General features: G+C 38.6%; 16 protein-coding genes. 9 read left to right on the top strand and 7 right to left on the bottom strand.

What is annotated here, in order from left to right; all coding sequences use genetic code 11:
- Positions 1-66: 66 nt before the first annotated feature.
- Positions 67-513, top strand: coding sequence for a terminus macrodomain insulation protein YfbV (gene yfbV / locus H5092_RS07070; RefSeq protein WP_024596543.1), 447 nt, complete (start codon positions 67-69; stop codon positions 511-513).
- Here the strand turns inward: yfbV and H5092_RS07065 are convergent.
- The 3 genes from H5092_RS07065 to xthA are packed head-to-tail and all read right to left on the bottom strand — an operon-like array spanning position 510 to position 2,781.
- Positions 510-1,325, bottom strand: coding sequence for a putative RNA methyltransferase (locus H5092_RS07065; RefSeq protein ID WP_182733204.1), 816 nt, complete (start codon positions 1,323-1,325; stop codon positions 510-512). The genes yfbV and H5092_RS07065 overlap by 4 nt on opposite strands.
- Complete coding sequence (locus H5092_RS07060; RefSeq protein ID WP_024596545.1) at positions 1,322-1,969, bottom strand: energy-coupling factor ABC transporter permease; 648 nt, start codon at positions 1,967-1,969, stop codon at positions 1,322-1,324. Before H5092_RS07060 ends, H5092_RS07065 begins: the two co-directional genes overlap by 4 nt.
- Before the next feature lie 5 nt (positions 1,970-1,974).
- Entirely contained in the window at positions 1,975-2,781 is an 807-nt protein-coding gene (xthA, locus tag H5092_RS07055; protein WP_182694965.1) for an exodeoxyribonuclease III, read from the bottom strand.
- Between the two features lie 240 nt (positions 2,782-3,021).
- Between xthA and H5092_RS07050 the strand changes: the two genes are divergently transcribed.
- The 4 genes from H5092_RS07050 to rluB all read left to right on the top strand — a co-directional run bounded on the left by H5092_RS07050 (position 3,022) and on the right by rluB (position 5,813).
- Positions 3,022-3,453 (top strand): exonuclease III, encoded by a 432-nt coding sequence (locus tag H5092_RS07050; protein ID WP_182733203.1) that lies wholly within the window; start codon positions 3,022-3,024, stop codon positions 3,451-3,453.
- A gap of 227 nt (positions 3,454-3,680) precedes the next feature.
- Entirely contained in the window at positions 3,681-4,202 is a 522-nt protein-coding gene (locus H5092_RS07045) for an EF-hand domain-containing protein (RefSeq protein ID WP_182733202.1), read from the top strand.
- A 151-nt stretch (positions 4,203-4,353) separates the two neighbouring features.
- Positions 4,354-4,944: an SMC-Scp complex subunit ScpB gene (gene scpB, locus H5092_RS07040; protein ID WP_002959713.1), complete on the top strand. Its 591-nt coding sequence runs from the start codon at positions 4,354-4,356 to the stop codon at positions 4,942-4,944.
- Entirely contained in the window at positions 4,941-5,813 is an 873-nt protein-coding gene (gene rluB, locus H5092_RS07035) for a 23S rRNA pseudouridine(2605) synthase RluB (RefSeq protein ID WP_024595359.1), read from the top strand. The genes scpB and rluB overlap by 4 nt, the downstream gene beginning before the upstream one ends.
- A gap of 83 nt (positions 5,814-5,896) precedes the next feature.
- Here rluB and H5092_RS07030 read toward each other — a convergent pair whose 3' ends face one another.
- A complete protein-coding gene (locus tag H5092_RS07030) occupies positions 5,897-6,643 on the bottom strand; it encodes a YciK family oxidoreductase (protein WP_182733201.1) in 747 nt (248 codons plus the stop codon).
- 206 nt (positions 6,644-6,849) lie between these two features.
- Here H5092_RS07030 and H5092_RS07025 point away from each other — a divergent pair, with 206 nt between their 5' ends.
- Entirely contained in the window at positions 6,850-9,279 is a 2,430-nt protein-coding gene (locus H5092_RS07025) for a VolA/Pla-1 family phospholipase (RefSeq protein WP_182733200.1), read from the top strand.
- Between the two features lie 100 nt (positions 9,280-9,379).
- The gene (sohB, locus tag H5092_RS07020; RefSeq protein ID WP_182733199.1) at positions 9,380-10,396 is read left to right on the top strand and encodes a protease SohB; all 1,017 of its coding nucleotides are present in this window, start codon (positions 9,380-9,382) and stop codon (positions 10,394-10,396) included.
- Positions 10,397-10,492: 96 nt separating this feature from the next.
- Here the strand turns inward: sohB and H5092_RS07015 are convergent, their stop codons facing one another.
- A complete protein-coding gene (locus H5092_RS07015) occupies positions 10,493-11,827 on the bottom strand; it encodes a dicarboxylate/amino acid:cation symporter (RefSeq protein WP_182724288.1) in 1,335 nt (444 codons plus the stop codon).
- Positions 11,828-12,020: 193 nt separating this feature from the next.
- Here H5092_RS07015 and H5092_RS07010 point away from each other — a divergent pair, with 193 nt between their 5' ends.
- Together H5092_RS07010 and topA are read left to right on the top strand one after the other, a co-directional pair.
- Positions 12,021-15,986 (top strand): Ig-like domain-containing protein, encoded by a 3,966-nt coding sequence (locus H5092_RS07010; RefSeq protein ID WP_182733198.1) that lies wholly within the window; start codon positions 12,021-12,023, stop codon positions 15,984-15,986.
- Positions 15,987-16,235: 249 nt separating this feature from the next.
- The gene (gene topA, locus H5092_RS07005; RefSeq protein WP_182733197.1) at positions 16,236-18,944 is read left to right on the top strand and encodes a type I DNA topoisomerase; all 2,709 of its coding nucleotides are present in this window, start codon (positions 16,236-16,238) and stop codon (positions 18,942-18,944) included.
- A 358-nt stretch (positions 18,945-19,302) separates the two neighbouring features.
- On the opposite strand, the gene H5092_RS07000 is transcribed toward topA, so the two are convergent.
- Positions 19,303-19,545 carry a hypothetical protein gene (locus H5092_RS07000; RefSeq protein ID WP_002959734.1) on the bottom strand — a complete coding sequence of 81 codons (243 nt, stop codon included), beginning with the start codon at positions 19,543-19,545 and terminating at the stop codon, positions 19,303-19,305.
- A gap of 510 nt (positions 19,546-20,055) precedes the next feature.
- Entirely contained in the window at positions 20,056-21,678 is a 1,623-nt protein-coding gene (locus H5092_RS06995; RefSeq protein ID WP_182715325.1) for an alpha-glucosidase family protein, read from the bottom strand.
- Between the last annotated feature and the right edge of the window lie 362 nt (positions 21,679-22,040).

The following is a 22,040-nucleotide window of genomic DNA, read 5'->3' as shown; positions in this document are numbered from 1 at the left end:
TGTGTTACACTTTGGGTATAGCTCGTTTTCTATTGTATTTAAAAGCAGTATCTGTGAGGAGTCATGATGCAAAAAAGTGTGATGTCACAACTACAAACAGGCCGTTTGTATGGTAAAAAATGGCCAATGCGTAAAGAGCTTGCGCCTTTGTTTTTAGAGTTTAGAGTGATTAGAGCGACTGAGCTTGCCATTACAGTAATGCCAATCTTGGCTATGCTAACGTTGTTTTTTCAGCTTAATTACTTAGGTTCTGATTTTTTACCGCAAGCTATTGCGAGTGCATTATTTTTTATATCGTTACCTTTACAAGGTTTATTTTGGTTAGGCAAACGAGCGCAAACGCCTTTAGATCCTGCAATGCAAAAATGGTACAACGAGCTGTACACTAAAATGGCGGCTAATGGATATCAAACGCAGTTAAGTGAGAACAAGCCCCGTTATATGGAGCTTGCTAACTTACTTAAAGATATGTTTGAAAAAATGGATAGAGCATTTACTAAAGAGCAGTTTTAGCGGGTTATACCATTATCTATTTTGGTAAACTGAGTAATATAAAATGATAAGGTGACATTGTGTTCACCTTTTTGTTCGAGTGCTGTCCAGTGCTCGGGTCTAAATTTCCATGCAAATGGCGTCATCATTATTAAATTTTTAATATCAGTAAAGCTAAGCGCTACATACTCTGTTAAAAGAGTCTGTTCTGATTTTTGAAACCCTTTTGGCGTGGCTATTTCAGTATGTTCGTTTACTTCTGAATATATATACGATTTTAGCTCTTTTAAATGATAAGGGCCTGGGCTTGCTACCACTAATGTTGCGTTTTTATTAGCTAGACGTTCAAGTTCTTCCTCAAACAAAGGCGCAAATACACTAATAAGTACATCAGCAAATTGGCTTTCAAAAGGCGCTTGGCTAATTGATGCAACACTAAAATGGCACTTAGGATAGCGCTTTGCTGCATATTTAACGGCAGATTTTGAAATATCGACACCGTACACTATAGCGTCTGTTTTACTTGCTATTGCCTGGGTATAAAAACCTTCACCGCATCCTAAATCAATAACCGTATTCGCGCTTATTCGACCGACTAACTCGCTAAGATTTTGTTGTAAAAAGCGGTAGTACCCACGCTCTAAAAATGCGCGTCTAGCTTGCACCATTTCAAGGGAGTCGCCCGGTTGTTTTGAATTTTTTTGTTGTACTGGCAGTAAATTAACATAGCCTTCTTTGGCAAAATCAAAGCTGTGGTTGTTAGCACAACGAAGTGTTGAATCAGCTTTCAAAAGTGCGAGGTTACATAGCGGGCATTGATATTGTAGACTCATGAGTCTAGGTAGTCCTTATCGTAAAAAGTTTTTACCCAATGCGGGCGATAGGTGATCATAATTGTTATAGCCATGCCGTTGAGCATTGCTTCAGGAAACCAAATTATGGCACTTAAATAAACGTAGTTATCTGCAAGTTCTTGCCAATTGTATTGCCCTATAGCTAAGTAAAATAAAGCACCTAGGCCTATTTTTATACAGGCTATAAATCCTGCGGTTATAAACGCACAAACAAATATATAAACAAAAAAATGACGAGGTAAATATTGGTAACTAATTATAAAGCCAAGATAGCTCAATAAAATAGGAATAAACGCACCAATAAACAGTTGTACTGGTAACAGCTCAAGTTCAATTTGACCAAAGGCAGCGAGTAGCGCTGTGGCAAGTAGGCTACTTAAAATAGTCAATCGCCAGCCTAAAATTAATGTAGCAGCCGTAACACCTAGGATGTGTAAATCAAGGCCAGTTAAAATGCCAGCCTTTATTCGCCAAAGCACTGCAAACACTAACGCACATGCAAGAACTCCAGTTTGACGGGCTGGCGTATTAAGCAATGTTTTATATGTTTTTTTATCAAAGCTTAGTAGGGCAATAATAATTACAAGGGCCCAAAGTAGCCCTTGTATTGTTATGCTGAGCATAGTAATTACTTAAATGTTGACCATATAGGGGCATGATCTGAGGGTTTTTCAATACCGCGCAGTTCGTAGTCAATACCAGTATCTATACAGCGTGCTGCAAGCTCATTAGTCGCAAGTACTACATCTATTCGAAGCCCTCGGTTATCTACAAACCCTTTAGAGCGATAGTCAAACCACGAATATTGATCGTCTGTTTCTGGGTTTTGTTCTCTAAAGGTGTCTTTAAAGCCCCAATTAAGTAATGTTGAAAGCCATTCACGCTCTACCGGTTGGAAAGAACACTTACCCGTTTTTAACCAACGCTTTGCATTAACTTCGCCAATCCCAATATCTAAATCGGTGGGTGATATGTTGATATCGCCCATAACAATGACGTCTTGATCAGGGGTGTGGTTGGTTTCAAGGTGTGTCATCAAATCTTTATAAAATTGTCGTTTATAAGGAAATTTAGTTTCGTGATTAATATTTTCACCTTGTGGGAAATAGCCATTCATGACGGTAAGGTCGCGACCGTTATCTTGTTCAACAGTGACGCTTATCATGCGTTTTTGCGATTCCTCTGTATCGGTAGCAAAGCCTTTTAAGACCGATTTAGGCTCTTTTTTGCATAACATAGCTACGCCATAATGGGCTTTTTGGCCATGAAAGTAGACGTGATATCCCATTTTTTGTACATCTTCTAGTGGGAATGCTTCGTCATGAACTTTAATCTCTTGCAAGCCAATAACGTCTGGTTGATGTTTGTCGATAATTGCTTGTAATTGGTGGAGACGAGCACGCAGACCATTGATATTGAAAGAAATCACTTTCATAAAATTTACCTTAAAATTGGATCTATTTAATGAATTAAATTGTATCAGTAAATACGCGTACATAACATGACTGAAATGAGAAAATAGCTGCACAAATGTTGATCAATTGGTGAGTAAAGTTTAAACATTGTAAATGCAGTATTAATTTTTTAAATAAATAAAAAATTCAATTGAACTTAACTTTATTGAATATATAATGCGCGAAATTCACTTGTTTAGCTCGTTCAAATAGGATCTCTCATGAAAACACAACTACTTTTAGCTACTGCTTTATTAGCATCTGCAACTGCTTCAGCACAAAGCAATACTTACTTCAGTCAAGATAATAAAATTGAGTCTAAGTTATGTGTACTAAGCGCAAACGAAGGCTTTAGTGTTGCTCGTAAAGAAGCTGCTCAGCACGGTGTTTACTTATCTCGTTTTTCTAAAAGCATTTTATGTAATGGTGAAGATATTCGCGATATTGCTAAAAAAACGACATTAAGCAACGCATCAGTTGAGAAAGTAGAAGTATTTGCAAAAGACGCTCAACAAGAAACTCAATTATGTATGACGGCTTTAAAACAAGGTTTAGCACCTGTTCGTCAAAAAATTGGTAACTTAAACTCATTAAAATGTAATGGTCAAAACGTTTCTGAGTTTGTTAAACGCTACCAAAACGCAGCAATCTAATTATTAGCTGAACTATATAACTAAAATTGAGATACCTGGTTTTTTACCGGGTATTTTTTTGCAAAAATTACAAGGTTGTTTGCAAAGCTTGCAAGCTTAACTTATTGAAACTGTTCAACAAATGCACAAATCAAGATTAAGTTGTTGATTCTTATAAGTTAACTATTATTGGCATTGGATTTGTATTAGTTAAAGTGACATTTAATTAATTACGAAGGATACGTCTTATGAAAAAGTTAACATTAGCAGCCACTATTTTAGCATCATTAAGCCTAGCGGCTTGTTCATCTAATCAAGGTCTTGAAAAAATAGACAGTGACTTTGCAAGTTTAGATAATGACAGCGATGGCTACATCTCAAAAGTTGAAGCTGATGACGATAGCATTTGGGACCATTTTTCAAATATTGATACCAATATGGATAACGAAATTAGCCGCAAAGAATTCAACACTTACATGAAGTTAAACAATGGTAAAGTAGCCACTGATTCTGAAGTAAGTGAGTCGGCATTTAAAGCTGAAATCGCTAAATTCGATAAAATTGAAAGCAGCTTTTCAAGCTTAGATAACGACAGTAATGGCTATATTTCGGTAGTTGAAGGTAACGATGATGATATTTCAAATCACTTTGGTTACATGGATAAAAACCAAGATAAGCGCATCAGTAAAAGCGAGTTTATGGGTTACATTAAAAAATACGGTAACGCGGTAGCTGAAGATGATGCATTAGAAGCCATTAAACACAGCTAATATTTGTTGTTTTAAAGAGTAAATTAAAAGCCAGTGATAATCACTGGCTTTTTTGTGTTTAAAATCTAGTTATTTAGTAGATATATTTTCCTAGTTTGGCGTTGTTCTGTCATAATAGATGGCTGTGTATTTTTATTTGTTAAGGGTGTGTATGGCTGGTCGGCGAATTAGTGATGAACAACTAGTTGAGATCATTGAAGCAGCTATTTTTGTTGCAGATAAGCCTGTGAGTAAACGCCACCTTAAAGATACTGTATTAATAGATTTAGCTATTTCTATGGCGCGAATAAACGACGCAATAGATACAATACAAGAACATTTTCAAACTCGTGGTATTCGCTTAGTTGAAGTTGGTAGCGGTTATCGTTTTCAGGCATGTAGTAGTTTAAGCCCTTGGTTAAATAACTTGTGGCAAGAACGCGCACCAAAATACTCGCGTGCTTTACTGGAAACATTATCACTTATTGCATATAGGCAGCCCATTACGCGCGGTGAAATTGAGCAAGTAAGGGGTGTTACTACGGGTTCGAATATTATTAAAACCCTACTCGAAAGAGAGTGGGTTAAAGTGGTAGGGCATAAAGAGGTTCCGGGTAAGCCGGCTTTATATGCAACTACTAAACAATTTTTAGATTATTTTTCGTTAACTGGACTTGAAAACTTACCTGCGCTGCCAACAGAGCAGCAAAGTAAAATTAACCAGTTATTGAGCGATCCTTCTGTGAGAGAACCATCCGAATGAGTATTATACAAGGTGAAAAGTTACAAAAAGTCTTAGCCCGTGCAGGCGTAGGCTCACGCCGTGAAATGGAAAAATACATTGATGCAAACCGCGTTAGTGTAAACGGTAAAGTGGCAAAGTTAGGAGACCGTGTTGAAGAAACCGATTTGATTCGTGTTGACGGGCACACTGTAAAGATTGAAGAAAAAGCAGATAGAATCTGTCGTGTGATTATGTATAACAAACCCGAAGGTGAGTTAAGCACACGTAAAGATCCAGAAGGGCGTCGTACAGTATTTGACCGACTTCCTCGTATTGATGGTGAGCGTTGGATTGCGGTTGGCCGATTAGACGTTAATACTTCGGGTTTGATGCTCTTTACTAATGATGGTGAATTAGCTAACCGCTTGATGCACCCAAGCTATGAAGTAGAGCGTGAATACTCTGCGCGTGTATTTGGTGAAGTAACCAATGAAACGGTTAAAAACTTACTACGTGGTGTTGAGCTTGAAGATGGTCCAGCCAAATTCACGACTGTAACCCCTATGGGTGGCGAAGGCGTTAACCGCTGGTTTAACGTAACGTTAAATGAAGGACGTAACCGTGAAGTACGTCGTTTATGGCAGTCTCAAGATGCGGAAGTATCTCGTCTTATTCGTATTCGTTACGGTAAACTAGAGCTTGATAAGCGCGTGCCACAAGGTGGTTGGATGGAGTATGATTTAGAAACAGTAAACTACTTACGCAAAACCGTTAAATTAGGGCGCGAGACACAAACTAAGCTTTCTGTTATGCCTGAAAAACGCAAAGATAAACGCGCTAAAATCAACCAGATCCGCAAAGCAGTTAAAAAACACAATCAACGTGTTAAGCCTACCAAACGTAAATAATAAATTAGTTATTTATTGCACACAAAAAAGCCGCTAATTGCGGCTTTTTTAATGTGTGTTGTATAAATTTTTTAAACTCTAAATTACTTTTTTACTTGAGCATCTAACGATACGCCATTCACTTTACTAGAATCATCGCTCATCAAGTATAAGTAGGTTGGCATTAAATCTTCTGGTGTAGCAAGCGCGTCTCTATCTTCTCCTGGGTATGCAGCAGCGCGCATAGAAGTGCGAGTAGCGCCTGGATTAATACAGTTTATACGAATATTCGTTTTGCCTACTTCACATGCCCATGTTTGCATCATGCCTTCTACAGCAAATTTTGAGATGGCGTATGGCCCCCAAAACTCACGGCCTTTGCGGCCTACACCTGATGACGTAAATACTATCGATGCATTATCAGACTTACGAAGAACAGGAAAAAGCGCTTTAGTGATCATCGCTTGCGCGGTCACGTTTACTTTCATTATGTTTTCGAACGTAGATGAGCAAAAATGTTCAAGTGGACCAAGTGACCCTAAAATACCTGCATTATTAAGCAAGCCATCAAGGCGGCCAAATTGATATTCAATTGTTGCAGCAAGGTCACGGTAGTTTTGTTTAGTTGCGCCTTTTAAGTCCATGGGCACAATTGCAGGTTTAGGGTAACCTGCATTAACAATTTCATCGTAAACACATTCAAGTTTATTAGTTGTTTTTCCTAATAAGATAACTGTAGCGCCGTATTTTGCATACGTAATTGCTGCTACTCGGCCAATACCATCACCGGCGCCTGTTATTAAAATAATTTTATCTTTAAGTGCGTTTTCAGCCGCTTGATATGTGTGCATAAAAGTACCCATTCATCTATTTTTTTTGATTTTAACATAGCGAAACGTGAAGTAATCGAATTTATTGTAAAATTAGGTGGCGAAAATAGAAACTTTACGTTAAGTTTAACTGGTCTAATGTCTCATTAATAACCTGATTACATTGTTTTAACTTAATACACTGATTAAACACACTATAAAAATAAAATATGTGCGGAGCCAACAATATGAAAAAAATGCTACTTTCACTCTCTGTTACAGCTGCCTTGGCAGGTTGTGGCGGCGGAGAAACGTTAGAAGATGTTAAGAACGACACAGCAACCGTTATTCCAACAGCAACGGTTACTTTTGACCCTGCTGCAGGTATCTTATCGGTACCTAATGATTTATTAATGAGTGGAACCCAAGACGGTACACTTAATATTCCTGGAGAATTAGATGACAACAATGTGTCTATTTCTCGAGCAGCTTATGCAGATCCTCAGCTTGCTCTAGGCGCACTTGACGGTTGGTCTTCTCAGGTTCCTTATAAAATCGATTTAACATTCCCACCAAATGTTAGCTTAGATGAAACGTCTGCTGGGACACCAGGTACAGTTCGCATTTTTGAAGTAGTAATGGGTGCAAGTTTAACTGACGCAGAATGTTCAGTTGTTGCTGCCGGTACAGCTTGTAAATTGGTCGGTGAGCTTACTTTTGGTGTTGATTTTGTTACTCAAGCTTCTGGTGATGCCGTTGCAATTATTCCTTTAAAACCATTTACGGCAGGTAGCTCATACATCAATGTACTAACTACTGGTCTTAAAGATTCATTAGGACGCTCTATCGAGCCTTCTTCTACTTATGGTCTGGTTAAGCAAGAATCGCCATTAATTACAGAAGCCCAACTTGGTTTGCAGGGCGCTGTTAACAGTTACGAAAATGTAGTTGTAAGTTCAGGAAATATAACAAAAGAAGATATTATTTTTTCTAGCGCAATGACTATTCAGTCTGCGGGGCCAGTACTTGGGACAATTAAAAAATTGCTAGCTGCAAGTTTGCAACAGCCTGCGATGCCAACGCCTGCGCTTCAAGTTCCTGAACAACCTATGGTAAATGTGCAACAGGTATTTGCTTCTCAGGGTGTAGAAGTGTCTGCTGCTTTCTCTGGTGTGCAATATCAAAAAGGTAGCATTATGCTACCGATGTATCTAGGTACACCAACGGGTACTGATATTAGTGATTTAAGTGATACATATTGGCAAGGTATGTGTGATAACGCGGTGGCAATAATCGGTTACAAGGCCGTTGCTGGTGATGCATTTCCGACAGATCCTATTAGTGAAAATGATGGTTTATGTTCTGCATTAAGTGACGGGCAATTACGTGACTTAGGACTAGATAGCACACGTCATTTAACAAAATATAACTCCATTCCAAAAGTACAAAGCATGGCAAATGTGCCAGTGCAAGTTACTAAGCCTATTTTACCAATAATTAATGGTGTACGTGCGCAGTTACAATTAGATCCTATCGCAATGCCTGATAGCGGATGGCCAGTTGTTATTATGCAACACGGTATTACAACACAAAAAGAAAGTATGCTTGCTTTAACGGCGCAGCTTTCTATTCAAGGCTTTGCAACAGTTGCTATTGACCATCCAAGACATGGTGAGCGTGGAATAGATGTTGATGGTGATGGAACAGACGACTTTAATGCAACAACGGGTTCTGTGCTTAGTTACATGAACTTAAGTTCATTACTTGTTGCGCGTGATAGCTTACGTCAATCAGCGGCTGATTTATTGGGTTTACGTTTAGGTCTAAACTTTATTAATGATGCAACGATTAATGCGCAAGATGTAACTTACATTGGTCATTCATTAGGCTCTATTGTAGCCCCTGCATTTATTGCACAAGCTAATAACCCATTAGCGCCAACCGTTGACCCATTATTTAATGTAAACACAGTAGCACTTGCAAGCGGCGGCGGCGGTATAGCTAGCTTCTTACTAGAATCAGCTGCATTTGGTCCATTTATCCAAGGTTCAGTACTTTCACAAGCAGGTACAACAGAAGCTGATGAGTTTAACGCGTATTTACAAGTTGATGCAGTGTCTAACTGTGGTGCAGTATTACCAGATATGGAAGCATATTTAACTTGTGGTTATAACGAGTATGTAGCTTCGTTAACTACAGCTGGTGAAACAAGTAAGCTTACTAATATTCAAGGAGTGTTTACTCAATTTGCATTTGCGGCGCAAACAGCGCTAGATAGCGGCGATCCAACTAATTACGCAGCCACTGTAAAAGCATTAGGTACTCCTGTTTATACTAATGTTGTTGTGGGCGATGGTGTTGATAACAAGCCTGACCAAGTGATACCACCAATGGCAGCAAATAATCCTATTTCAGGCACAATTCCATTAGCTAACTTGATGGGTCTTGAAACAGTAAGTACTTCGCAAGCATTGAGTGAAACACCAACAAGCTACTTAGTTAAATTTACTAAAGGGCATCATGGTTCTATATTAACGCCAGCTCAAGATGATGCACAAGCTGCAACTGTTGAAGGCAGTGCTGCCGCTAATACAGAAATGCAGTTGCAAGTAGCTACTTACTTAGCTGCTCGCGGTCGAATGTTATTAGTTTCCAACCCTGAGGTTGTGACTGATTAATAACCAGTAAAATAATTAACCTTTAAAAGCCACTGAAAAGTGGCTTTTTTTTGCTTTAAAGCATGCTAAATTAGCTGAAATTTATAAATGGAGAAACCAGTTGGAATTTTTATACGAATACGGTTTGTTTTTTGCTAAAACAATTACTTTTGTTATCGCTATAGCAGTTATTCTAATGCTAATAGTTGGCGCTGCAGTTAAGCCTAAAGCCAAAAAAGGTGAAATACAAATTGACGACATATCAGAGCAATTAGTCGATCTTAAAGAAAGTTTTCTACAAAATACGCTGGGTAAAAAAGAGCTTAAAGCACACCAAAAGCAGCTTAAATCGCAAAGTAAAAAAGCAGATAAAGATGAGCCTAAACCTCGTTTATATGTAATTGACTTTTTGGGTAGTATGGACGCTCACGAAGTAGAAAGCTTACGAGAAGAAATAACAGCCATTATCTCTATTGCTAACCCAAGTAAAGACAAAGTACTTATTCGTTTAGAAAGTGGCGGCGGAGTAGTGCATGGCTATGGACTTGCTGCATCTCAGCTACAGCGTATTAAAAATGCCGGTATTCCTTTGAGTGTTGCAATTGATAAAGTAGCAGCGAGCGGTGGTTACATGATGGCGTGTGTAGCCGATGAGATACTAGCAGCCCCTTTTGCCATAGTTGGATCTATTGGTGTGATAGCTCAAATACCTAACTTTAATAAAATATTAAAGAAAAATGATGTGGAATTTGAGCAAATTACTGCAGGTGAGTTTAAACGTACGCTTACTTTATTTGGTGAAAACACAGATAAGGCCCGTGAAAAATTTCGTGAAGAAATTGAACAAACACATGATTTATTTAAAACGTTTGTAAGCACTCAACGCCCAAGCTTAGATATAAACTTAGTTGCGACAGGCGAGCATTGGTTTGCAACTCAAGCGATTGATAAAGGTTTGGTAGATGTTATAAAGACAAGTGATGATGCATTGCTGGAGCAGCAACATGAGCGCCAAATTTATAAGATTAAATACAAAATTAAAAAGGGATTAAGCGATAAGCTAGCTCTTGGCCTGAGTAGTGGTGTAAATAAAGTGGGAATAAACTTACTCTCTAAATTTAAATCCCTAAATCCTTAGATTAGAATTTTTTTACGATTCAGTTTAATTCTTTCTACTCGAAAAAAAACCTTGATGTATTGCATCAAGGTTTTTTTATAGCTGTATAAATGTAGCTTATGAGTCAATAGACTGATGATAATCTTCTAAGTCTTTAGCTGCATTAGGGTCGTTAAAGATGCTCTCATCAAGTTCACCTTCAGATTTAGCCACAACACAGGTAACCATACAATCGCCAGTTACATTAACTGCTGTACGTGTCATATCAAGTAATCTATCTACACCGATAATAATTGCAATCCCTTCTACAGGTAAGCCAACTTGGTTAAGTACCATCGCGAGCATTATTAAACCAACACCAGGTACGCCTGCTGTACCTACAGAGGCAAGTGTTGCTGTTAGTATAACCATTAGATAATCAGAAATTGTTAAATCTACACTAAACACTTGTGCAATGAATACGGTAGCCACACCTTGCATGATGGCAGTGCCATCCATGTTAATGGTAGCACCCAGTGGGATAGTAAATGAGGCAACCGAGTTATTAGCACCTAGTTTTTTAGTAGCAGTTTCAAGTGTAATAGGCATAGTTGCGCTTGAGCTCGAGGTACTAAATGCAAATAAGCATGTGTGCTTCATTTTTGCTAAGAAAATAAGCGGGTTTAAGCCCGTTAATATTTTTAAAAGCAATGTGTAGTTTACAAAAGCATGTAATAACAGTGCAAGCACTACAACGCCAAAGTATTTGGCTAGGCTAACAATTAAGTTAAGCTCAATTGTCGTAAATAGTTTTGCCATTAAAAAGAACACGCCATAAGGTGCAATGTTCATTAACAGCGTAACTAGTTTTAAGATTACTGTGTTTAAATCTTCAAAAACACTTGCTACGCGTTTGCCTGTTTTACCACTTAATGCCATTGCTACACCAAATAATAGTGCAAACACTATAACTTGAAGCATATTACCCTTGGCCATGGCTTCAAATGGGTTAGTAGGAAACATATCTATAATTACACGTGCAAGGGTAGGCGCTTCTTTGGCATCATAAGTTGCATTAGATGGCAAGCTTATACCTTCACCAGGGCTAAATAATAAGGCAAGTGTAATAGCCACCGTTATAGCAATAGCCGTAGTTAATAAATATAAACCAATAGATTTACCACCTAGGCGGCCTAGTTTTTTAGGGTCACTTAAGCTACAGGTACCACAAACGAGCGATACAAAAACAAGAGGCACAACTAACATTTTTAAGCTGGCAATAAATATTTGGCCACCAACATGGAAAATACCATCAACAAAAAAGGCTTTAATTGGCAAAGAGAATAACCCAAGTGGTATTAGATAATCGTCTTCACCAGCTAATATAGCCTGAAATATAAAACCTACTGCAACCCCAAGCGCCATACCAATCATGATGCGAGTGGTTAAACTCATTGAACGGATTTTTGACATATTCCCTGATCTACATTTTATAAATTTGCCATAGACTACCAGCAAGGAAATATTTACTACAGAAAAAATTGGTATTTATTTAAAATTATTTTGCGCAAAAAAGTAATAAAAAACTGAGATTTTAGACTAAGTTATAGGTTAATATTAAGTGAAAATTAATTTTGATTATAATAACAACGCTAGGGAGAGGTTCATGCCTTTAATGCGACTGCTCGGCATTTCATTGCTAAGTTTTTTACTCACAGCCTGTGGTGGCGGTGGGTCACTTGAAAAAGACGGCTCTATTAGTGATGGTGATTCCACTACAGAGGCTGCTACATACTCGGTTTCATTAAAGGGATACTCTCAAACAGGCGAAACAGAGTCAAATGCTGTTACGGCAGATTCTCCCTTAAACTTAAGAGCAATACTCACTGATAACGACGGTGATGTTGTTGCTAGTCAGCGAATTACGTTTACTTTAACCGATACCGTTGGGGCTTTAAGCCAAACATCTGCACTAACAAATATAGATGGGGAAGCCGAAGTTGAACTAATGGCTGGTACTGTCGAAGGTGCTGGAGAAGTAACTGCCACATATACAATTGATGGCACGACCTATACAGATAGTTTTTCGTTTAGCTCAACAGGTGATGCTGGACTAAATCCAAATAATGAATACGTGATCCAATTACAAGGCTTCTCTCAAGGGGATGGATCTGAAACCAATTCAGTTTCAGGGGATACTCCAATCGATTTAATCGCCACTCTTACTAATAACGGTAATCAAGTATCTGGTGAGGTAATAACATTTTCTCTATCGGGTAATGTGGGTTCTTTAAATGCAAGTTCAGCACTTACACAAACTAATGGACAAGCGAAAGTAGAATTAACATCAGGAACAATTGAAGGCGCTGGTCAAGTTGTAGCAAGTTTCAACATTGATAGTGTTACTTATACCTCAAGTTTCTCGTTTCAATCCGACGGTAAAGAAGGTAACCAACCTGCTTATAGTTTAACTTTGCAAGGGTATTCAAATGGAACGGAAGTTCAATCAAACATGGTTACTTCATTAGTGCCACTTGAATTAAGAGCAACGTTACTTAATGACGGTACTCCAGTTAGCTCACAAAGCGTTAACTTTTCGTTAGCTAGTAATATAGGTGTTTTAAACCCTAGTTCTGGAAGTGTTTTAACCAATAGCAATGGTATAGCTACTATTGAGCTTTTAGCTGGAAATATTGAAGGTGCTTCAGAATTATCTGTAACTTACGTAAATAATGGAGTTACGTACTCATCGGAAGCCTTTGACTTTGAATCTATCATTGTTGAAAAGGCTGAAATTACGGTTAGCTTAATAGCAAATGATGGTTCGACCACTCGTAATGTAGATTTTTTAAACCCTGCTGTTGCCCAGGCGCAACTCTTATTAAACGGTGAACCAGGTGCCTTTAAGTTAGTAGCATTTAATTTATCAGGCTTAGGGACTATTAATCCTTCTAATGGTACTGCACTGACGAATGAGGAGGGGATTGCGAAGGTTGATTTATTAGCAGGAACAGAAGCCGGGGCAGGCTCAATAACGGCCGAATATATTGATAGCGATAACACGAGTTACACAGCTGAAGCTTTCACATATACAACTGCCGGGGATTCTCCTGCCCAAGGTGATGCAGATAATTTCACAATTGATCTGAGCCTAATATCGTCAACAACACTAATACAAACAAGTGAAATTAGTGCTAACGATAATGGCCTAGTGCAAGCTCTAGTCCTAGATTCAAATGGTGACCCAGTAGTCGGGGAAGTGGTTTCTTTTAGCTCTACCTTAGGTAGTCTTTTACCAAGCTCAGGTACTGCGCTAACAAATACTAACGGTATTGCTACTCTAAATTTAGCACCAGGTACAATTGAAGGGGCCGGTAATGTTACAGCCCAGTACGAAGCTATTACAGAAAAGGTTGGGTTTTATACTCGTGGTGATGCTATCGACCCTAATCAAAGCACCGCGGATATCAATTTTAAAATTTTGCAAAACTGTCCGGCTGATTTTAAAACAACTAGAGATGCAAGTTTCTGTGAAGAGGTAACAAGTATTTCAGGGGATTCTTCAGCTATTTTATTTATTGAAGTGACTAATGAAGACTCTACAACACCACTTACTCAAGCTTTAGTAACCGCTACTACTACTATTGGATCTATTACTCCTTCAACAGGCACTGCAATTACAGATGCAAATGGTATCGCACTACTCGATATTGTTCCTGGGCAGGATGTAGGGGCAGGTGAAATCACCGTGTCTGTACTTAATAGTAACTTGACTAAAGCGTTTCAGATTGCTGCGGTAGATATCGAAATTTCTATTTCGAGCTCTATTGCTGATGATGAGCTATTAGCTGCAGGGGCTACGGCTCTAATTTCTATTGAAATTTCTAAAGATGGTGAGTTATATACAACTCCATTAACGGTTGAATTCTCATCGGGCTGTGTAAGTTCGGGGCAGGCATCAATTGATGAAACAGTGACTAGTATTGGTGGATTTGCACGTTCTACATATCGCCCTTTAACTTGTGTGGGTGGTGATATTATTACAGCAACGGTTATTACTGGTGGAGATACCGTTTCTGCAAATACTACAATTAATGTATCACCTGCAAATATTGGTTTTTTACAGTTTATAGATGTTACAGAGTCTGTAATTGCATTAAAAGGTACAGGTGGTGCTGACCGTACTGAAATTTCAGAAGTGACTTTCAAACTTGTCGATTCGAACGGGAACGATTTAGCGTCAAGAACGGTTAACTTTGAACTTTCAACTGCTGTAGGTGGCATTACATTGGGCACAGCAAGCGCTATTACTAATGCCAGTGGCGAAGTGAAGACATCAGTACTATCTGGTTCGATTGCAACACCTGTACGTGTTATTGCATCAAGTGAAGAAGAGGTAGAAGGTAATACAGTTGTTGTAACAGCCCCTTCAGATATACTTGTTGTTAGTACAGGTATAGCTGATCAAAATAGTTTTTCGCTATCGCGTTCTATTTTCAATCCCCATGCATTAAATGTTGATGGTAATACAGTAGCGGTTAACGCACGTTTAGCCGATCACTTTAATAATCCTGTTCCAGATGGTACGGCCGTTACTTTTATTACAGAAGGTGGAGTTATTGAGCCAAGTTGTACTACAACGAATGGAGCATGTAGCGTTACTTGGACAAGTAGCAACCCGCGTCCTTTTACTGATTCAATGTACGAAAATACAATTGCTCAAAAATGTGATGGTGGATTACCGTGCCCATTAGGTATTTTAAATAATGATCTTACAATAGATTTACCACTTGGTGGACGAGCAACCGTTCATGCATATGCTATTGGTGAAGAGACTTTTTCAGACTTAAATGGTAATGGTTACTTTGATAGCGAAGACTTCTTTGATGATTTATTTGATATCCCAGAAGCTTTTATTGATAACAATGAAGATGGTACTTTTGGCGGCAAAGATTGTAGTGATGGAACAGACCCATGTTCTCGTGACAATTCAACAGGTGATGAGTTTGAAGAGTTCGTAGATTTTGATGGTAATGGCTCTTGGACTACCCAAAACGGTTTATACAATGGTTTACTATGTCGTGAAGAAGACGAAACCGCAGGACTATGTAGCCGTCAATTGGTTAATGTATTTCAAAACCAAGAGATTGTTATGTCGGGTGATGCGGCATTCTTTAGATTAGTAACCTATGCTGATGATTGCTCCGCTATTGCAGGCGTAACAGCATCTGAGGTGCATATAAACAGTGATCCAGCGAGCCCATTAGTACGTCGCTCACAAGCTGATCCAACAAGCCAACAGATGTGTCAAGTCAGTGAAATAGATTTAACCCAGAGTCCAACAGGGACTAGTAGTGTCAGTCTGATTATGTATATTGCAGATATGTATAATAATCCTATGCCTGCAGGTACTGAGGTATCTATTAGTACTGATAACGGTGAAATTACTGGCGAAACTAGTTATGTATTTCCTAATACTACGAGCTTTGTTCCAGTAGGTGTTTCTTTTGGTATTAAACGGGAACCTTTGACAGGTGGTAACGATAGTCCATCGGGTAGCTTAAACATTTCAGTTGAAGCTCCTTCAGGTTTAGTTTCGCCATTTTCAGTTTCAGTAATCGACGATTTATAATCGTTTAAAATAAAAAATGCCAACCTTTAGGTTGGCATTTTTGTTTCTGTTCTATATATTCCACATCAATTAATCTAAAAACACCTGTTTGTTTAATTTAACGACAAAAATTGTTCGTTTATTCAGTAAATACTGAAAAGTTTGTATTAAAAGCTTGTAACAACTAGTGTTTGTAGATATACCTATAAATATTCGCGCCGCTTATGTCGGCAAAACACATTTTTAATATTTGGTTAGAAATAGGCAACTATGGGCAAATCGCTAGTAATTGTAGAGTCACCTGCTAAGGCTAAAACAATTAATAAATATTTAGGTAATGACTTCATCGTAAAGTCCAGTATTGGGCATGTACGTGATTTACCTACTTCAGGTTCGAGCAAAGCTAAAGTGCCGGCAACTAAAACGCCAGCAGAAGTTCGCAAAATGGAACCTGAAGAGAAAGCAGCGTATAAAAAGCAACGAGATTATACTAACCTGGTCGCGCGTATGGGTATTGATCCTGAGCAAGGTTGGGAGCCGCATTATGAAATCCTGCCAGGTAAAGAGAAGGTTGTTCAAGAATTACAAAAGCTGGCTGAAAATGCAGATCAAATATACCTCGCAACGGATTTGGATAGAGAAGGGGAAGCAATTGCTTGGCACCTTCAAGAAATCATTGGCGGCGAACCTGAAAAGTATAAGCGCGTAGTTTTTAACGAGATTACCAAAAACGCAATACAGCAAGCTTTCGAAACACCTGGCGAGCTTAATACTGACATGGTTTACGCTCAGCAAACACGACGCTTTTTAGACCGTGTTGTAGGCTTTATGGTTTCTCCTTTGTTGTGGGCAAAAGTTGCACGTGGTCTATCTGCAGGACGAGTTCAGTCTGTTGCGGTACGCTTATTAGTTGAGCGTGAACGTGAAATTAAGGCATTTATCCCTGAAGAGTTTTGGGATATTCACGCTGATGTTAAGAATACTGAGTCTGAGTTACGCTTAGAAGTAACCAAACAAGCAGGAAAGGCATTTAAGCCTGTAAATGAAGCTCAGGCTAGCGCAGCTGTTGAAAGCCTTGAGAATGCAGAATACAAAGTAATTAGCGTTGAAGAAAAACCAAGTAAAAGTCGCCCAAGTGCGCCATTAATTACTTCAACCATGCAACAAGCGGCAAGTACACGCCTAGGTTATGGCGTTAAAAAGACTATGATGCTCGCTCAGCGTTTGTATGAAGGCGGTTATATTACTTATATGCGTACCGATTCAACCAATCTTTCAAAAGATGCGGTTGAAATGTGTCGTGAGTATGTAACGAACGAGTTTGGTGCTAAATATTTACCAAAAGATCCAATTAACTATAGCTCTAAAGGCAATGCACAAGAAGCGCATGAGGCAATTCGTCCTTCAAGCGTTACAGTGTTGTCTGGTCATATCGAAGGCGTAGATGCTGATGCTAAAAAGCTGTATGAGCTAATTTGGCGTCAGTTTGTAGCGTGTCAAATGGTACCTGCTGAATACGACTTAACAACACTGACTGTTGCAGCTAACGATTTCCAGCTCAAAGCAAAAGGCCGCGTGCTTCGCTTTGATGGTTGGACAAAAGTACAACCTGCGGTGCGTAAAAAGAACGAAGAAGATCAATCACTGCCAGCTGTTAAAGAAGGTGAAATACTTACTTTAATAGAACTTGATCCTAAGCAGCATTTTACTAAGCCGCCAGCTCGCTTTAGTGAAGCTAGTTTAGTAAAAGAGCTTGAAAAGCGTGGTATTGGTCGTCCATCTACTTATGCGTCGATTATATCAACAATTCAAGATCGTGGTTATGTACGTGTAGAAAATCGCCGTTTCTTTGCTGAAAAAATGGGTGAAATTGTTACTGACCGCTTAGTTGAAAACTTCACTGATTTAATGAACTTTGATTTTACAGCTAAAATGGAAGGTCGTTTAGATGACATTGCTGAAGGCGAGCGTGTATGGACTCAAGTTTTAGATAAGTTTTATGCTGATTTTTCAACGCAACTAACTGTCGCTAAAGACGAGCCAGAGAATGGTGGCATGCGCCTTAATGAGATGGTTGAAACCGATATAGAATGTCCTACATGTAGCCGCAAAATGGGCATACGTACGGCTTCAACCGGTGTTTTCTTAGGGTGTACTGGTTACAGCCTTCCGCCAAAAGAGCGTTGTACTACAACAATGAACTTAGTGTCGGGCGATGAAGCGGTTGCTGCTGATGTCGAAGACGTAGAAACCGAAAAATTAATGCAGATGAAGCGTTGTCCTATTTGTGAAACTGCAATGGACTCATACCTAATTGACGAAACCCGTAAACTACATGTGTGTGGTAATAACCCAGCATGTAAAGGGCATATAGTTGAAGAAGGTACCTTTAAAATTAAAGGCTACGACGGACCAATTATCGAATGTGATAAGTGCGGTTCTGATATGGAGCTTAAATCGGGTCGCTTTGGTAAGTACTTTGGTTGCAATAACGACGAGTGTAAGAACACACGTAAGTTACTTAAAAATGGTGAGGCTGCTCCACCAAAAGAAGATCCTGTTCACATTACTGAATTAGAGTGTGAGAAGTCAGATGCGTATTTTGTTTTACGTGATGGCGCTGCGGGTATATTTTTAGCCGCAAATACTTTTCCTAAGTCACGTGAAACACGTGCACCTAAGGTTGAAGAACTAAAACGCTTTAGAGACCGCATTTCGCCTAAGTTTTATTATTTAGCAGATGCACCAGCTAAAGATCCTGATGGTAATCTTGCTGTTGTACGCTATAGCCGTAAAAATAAATCTCAGTATGTTATGACTGAAGTTGACGGTAAAGCTACCGGCTGGACTGCTCATTATGAGGCAGGTAAATGGACAGAAGAAGCGAAGAAAAAAGCAGCGCCTAAAAAGAAAGCAGCTGCAAAAAAGGCACCAGCTAAAGCTAAGCCTAAAGCGAAAGCTAAAAAAGAAGATGAATAAGCTCGTTATTGCTTATTCATAGCTTTTGTAGATTTAAAAAGTCATAAAAAAACCGGAATGCACAGCTTGTGTCTATTCCGGTTTTTTTTGTGCCTAGTTGAATGCTTTCGCAACGGCTTTATTAGCAGTACATTCACCTAAGCGTGTTACCAATTTGATTAAAAACATGGTCATTTTAGCGTATTAAATAACTCAGTTACTGCGTTAAACACTATTCATATATGACTGCGTAGATGCAGAAAGTAGGCATTGCAGGGAGCAGCTGCCGAGAACAAATATATGTCATGCTTTTTCGCTTAGCTATTGAGCTATATTCTTATAGCTTTAACAGATCACTAATTAAATGTAATTGGTATAATTAAATCTTAACAGAAGATACTTTTTTATAGCCTTCAGATTCAAGCTCATCATTTACGCATTTTAATACGTAGGCATTTAGCTCTTCATTGCTTACGTCATCATCTTTAGCCCAGTTAACACACATTTCTGTGTATTCTTTTATCATTTCGGCTGAAGCTGTTGGCGCATCGTCTGCAACCGCGTAAGTCGCAGATACTGCAAATAGTGGTGCTACGATTAATGCTAGCAATGCTTTTTTCATTCGTTTATTCCTAAAAAAATGGTGTGATGACTGATTTATCCAGTTTAAAGTTAGGTATAAATCAGTAGTGCCCAATTCAGAACAACTCTGTTGGTATGCTGATTTTTAATCGAAATTGAAATAAAAGATAACGAAATTTTTTTATCGTGAGGATGAGTAATTTACTTGTCAGTTTTTTAACTTTAGTAAGTACAGCATTATCAGCTGGAGTAATATATTTAGTAGCTAAGAAAAATTGATTCTGCGCTTTATATTAATAACCTTTAGATTGTTTTAGGAAAAGTGATTTTTTAGGTTCAAAAATGAAATGGATAAGCGCCATTGTATATTTCTGCTATGAGGATATTTTAAGTTTGTAATATCAGCCGTATTATTTGCTTTAACTGAATGTCTAAATGTTGAAACTAAAAGTCACTAGAATGCGTTAAATACAAAAAAGCCCAAGTGAATAGCTTGGGCTTTTTCGTGTGTAACGCGCTTACGTATACACTAAACGTAACTTTTGAGTCATTAACACTGAGCGTAAAAACATGCGTAAGGCTCAAGTATTGTGGTGCCTCGGTCTAACTTTGCGCTGTGGTGGCTAAGCTCGGTGTATTCTTTAACGATTGATGTTGGCATATCAATACTTGTTTGCTTAGCGCTGAGATTGAACATACAAAGCATTCTTTGCTTTCCAAGCGTTCTATAAAAAGCAAGCACAGGCTCTGGCGTTTCTATAAATTCAATATCACCTTCAAGTAAAACTGTTTGGCTTTTTCGCCATGCCATAAACTCACGGTAGGCATTTAAAATTGAGTTGTTATCATCTGTTTGTATAGCTACTGATTGCTGCTTATGTGCATTATCAACGGGTAGCCAAGGTTTTACTTCACTAAAACCTGCATGAGATGAATCAGCTAGATCCCAAGGCATTGGTGTTCTACAGCCATCACGCCCTTTAAAATTAGGCCAAAATGTAATGCCGTATGGGTCTTGTAAATCTTCAAATGCCACACTTGCTTCACCCAGACCTAGCTCTTCACCTTGATACATACACACGCTGCCGCGAAGAGAAGCTAATAGGGCGGTTAGCATTTTACATTGTTGAGGGTTTACTTCGCCATTTTCGCTCCAGCGGCTCGCTACGCGCTCTACATCATGATTACTAAATGCCCAGCATGGCCAGCCTTCAGTCATACGTTGTTCTAGAGTTTGAACCGTAGTTCTAATATATTCACTTGAGTAATCATTTGTTAATAGCTCAAAGCTATAACCCATGTGCAGTTTGTCGCCACCTTGGGTGTACTGCGCCATTGTAGCTAATGAATCTTCTGATGAGATTTCGCCAAGCGATACAGTACCTGGGTATTTATTAAGTAATGTGCGAATATCTTGCATAAATTCAATATTTTCAGGCTGAGTATTATTGTAGTAATGGTACTGAAATGCATACGGATTATCTTCACTAAAACCACGACCCTGGCGCTTATCTTTTGGTTTAGCCGGATTATCACGTAATTGCGCGTCGTGATAGCAAAAATTAATTGCATCAAGCCTAAAACCATCAACGCCTTTTTTAAGCCAAAACTCAACATTATCAAGCACAGCTTTTCGAACATCTGGGTTATGAAAGTTAAGATCCGGTTGTTCGGTTAAAAAATTATGTAGGTAGTATTGCCCGCGACGAGGCTCCCACTGCCAAGCACCACCACCAAAAATAGATAGCCAGTTGTTTGGGGCTGTTCCATCATCTTTTGCGTCAGCCCAAACATACCAGTCGGCTTTACTGTTATTTTGATTTTCACGGCTATCAGTAAACCATTGGTGTTGATCTGATGTATGGCTTAACACCTGATCAATAATTATTTTAATATTACGAGTGTGGGCTTCGCTTATTAGCTCATCAAAATCATTTAGGTCACCAAAAAGCGGGTCAATGTCACGATAGTCGCTAATATCATAGCCAAAGTCTTTCATTGGCGATTTGAAAAAAGGTGAAATCCAAATAGCATCAACGCCTAAGCTTTTAATGTAATCAATACGATTAATAATCCCTCTTAAATCACCAATGCCATCGTTGTTGCTATCTTGAAAGCTACGCGGATAAACTTGATAAATAACCGCACCTTTATACCACTGCTTTTGGGTCATGCTTTTCTCCGTCATTCCACACAGTATTTAGACTATTTTTATTTGTGATTACGATTAATCACGTTATTTGCAAAAAGCATACGTGAAGCCTTGTACACTGTAAAAAGTCTGCATACGTATGCACTAAAATTAACGCAATTAAATTATTAAAAATAAGTACTTATAGCTAGTTTAAAGGTGTTTTATTTATGTGTTGGATTTTTACCAATTATGGTGCTCACTTACTTTCTGACTTTTATTAAACATAACGGTTTGTCATACAAGAGAAAATATATTTTATGTTTTGAATTTAATGGTCTGACCAATTAAACATTTGAATTGTGTCTAATATTTCTTATTTTGAATAGCGATACTAATTAGTT

This window comes from Pseudoalteromonas sp. SR41-7, assembly GCF_014163935.1.
Lineage (GTDB): Bacteria > Pseudomonadota > Gammaproteobacteria > Enterobacterales > Alteromonadaceae > Pseudoalteromonas > Pseudoalteromonas distincta.
Note: the sequence above shows the minus strand (reverse complement) of the source record. Positions and strands in the feature narration are given on the sequence as shown.

Excerpts from the sequence above, each read along its gene's own strand:
- yfbV (WP_024596543.1), top strand. The coding sequence starts at position 67 with ATGCAAAAAAGTGTGATGTCACAACTACAAACAGGCCGTTTGTATGGT.
- H5092_RS07060 (WP_024596545.1), bottom strand. The coding sequence starts at position 1,969 with ATGCTCAGCATAACAATACAAGGGCTACTTTGGGCCCTTGTAATTATT.
- H5092_RS07030 (WP_182733201.1), bottom strand. The coding sequence starts at position 6,643 with ATGCACACATATCAAGCGGCTGAAAACGCACTTAAAGATAAAATTATT.
- H5092_RS07065 (WP_182733204.1), bottom strand. The coding sequence starts at position 1,325 with ATGAGTCTACAATATCAATGCCCGCTATGTAACCTCGCACTTTTGAAA.
- H5092_RS07045 (WP_182733202.1), top strand. The coding sequence starts at position 3,681 with ATGAAAAAGTTAACATTAGCAGCCACTATTTTAGCATCATTAAGCCTA.
- H5092_RS07050 (WP_182733203.1), top strand. The coding sequence starts at position 3,022 with ATGAAAACACAACTACTTTTAGCTACTGCTTTATTAGCATCTGCAACT.
- H5092_RS07025 (WP_182733200.1), top strand. The coding sequence starts at position 6,850 with ATGAAAAAAATGCTACTTTCACTCTCTGTTACAGCTGCCTTGGCAGGT.
- xthA (WP_182694965.1), bottom strand. The coding sequence starts at position 2,781 with ATGAAAGTGATTTCTTTCAATATCAATGGTCTGCGTGCTCGTCTCCAC.
- H5092_RS07010 (WP_182733198.1), top strand. The coding sequence starts at position 12,021 with ATGCCTTTAATGCGACTGCTCGGCATTTCATTGCTAAGTTTTTTACTC.
- H5092_RS07015 (WP_182724288.1), bottom strand. The coding sequence starts at position 11,827 with ATGTCAAAAATCCGTTCAATGAGTTTAACCACTCGCATCATGATTGGT.
- H5092_RS07000 (WP_002959734.1), bottom strand. The coding sequence starts at position 19,545 with ATGAAAAAAGCATTGCTAGCATTAATCGTAGCACCACTATTTGCAGTA.
- rluB (WP_024595359.1), top strand. The coding sequence starts at position 4,941 with ATGAGTATTATACAAGGTGAAAAGTTACAAAAAGTCTTAGCCCGTGCA.
- H5092_RS06995 (WP_182715325.1), bottom strand. The coding sequence starts at position 21,678 with ATGACCCAAAAGCAGTGGTATAAAGGTGCGGTTATTTATCAAGTTTAT.
- topA (WP_182733197.1), top strand. The coding sequence starts at position 16,236 with ATGGGCAAATCGCTAGTAATTGTAGAGTCACCTGCTAAGGCTAAAACA.
- scpB (WP_002959713.1), top strand. The coding sequence starts at position 4,354 with ATGGCTGGTCGGCGAATTAGTGATGAACAACTAGTTGAGATCATTGAA.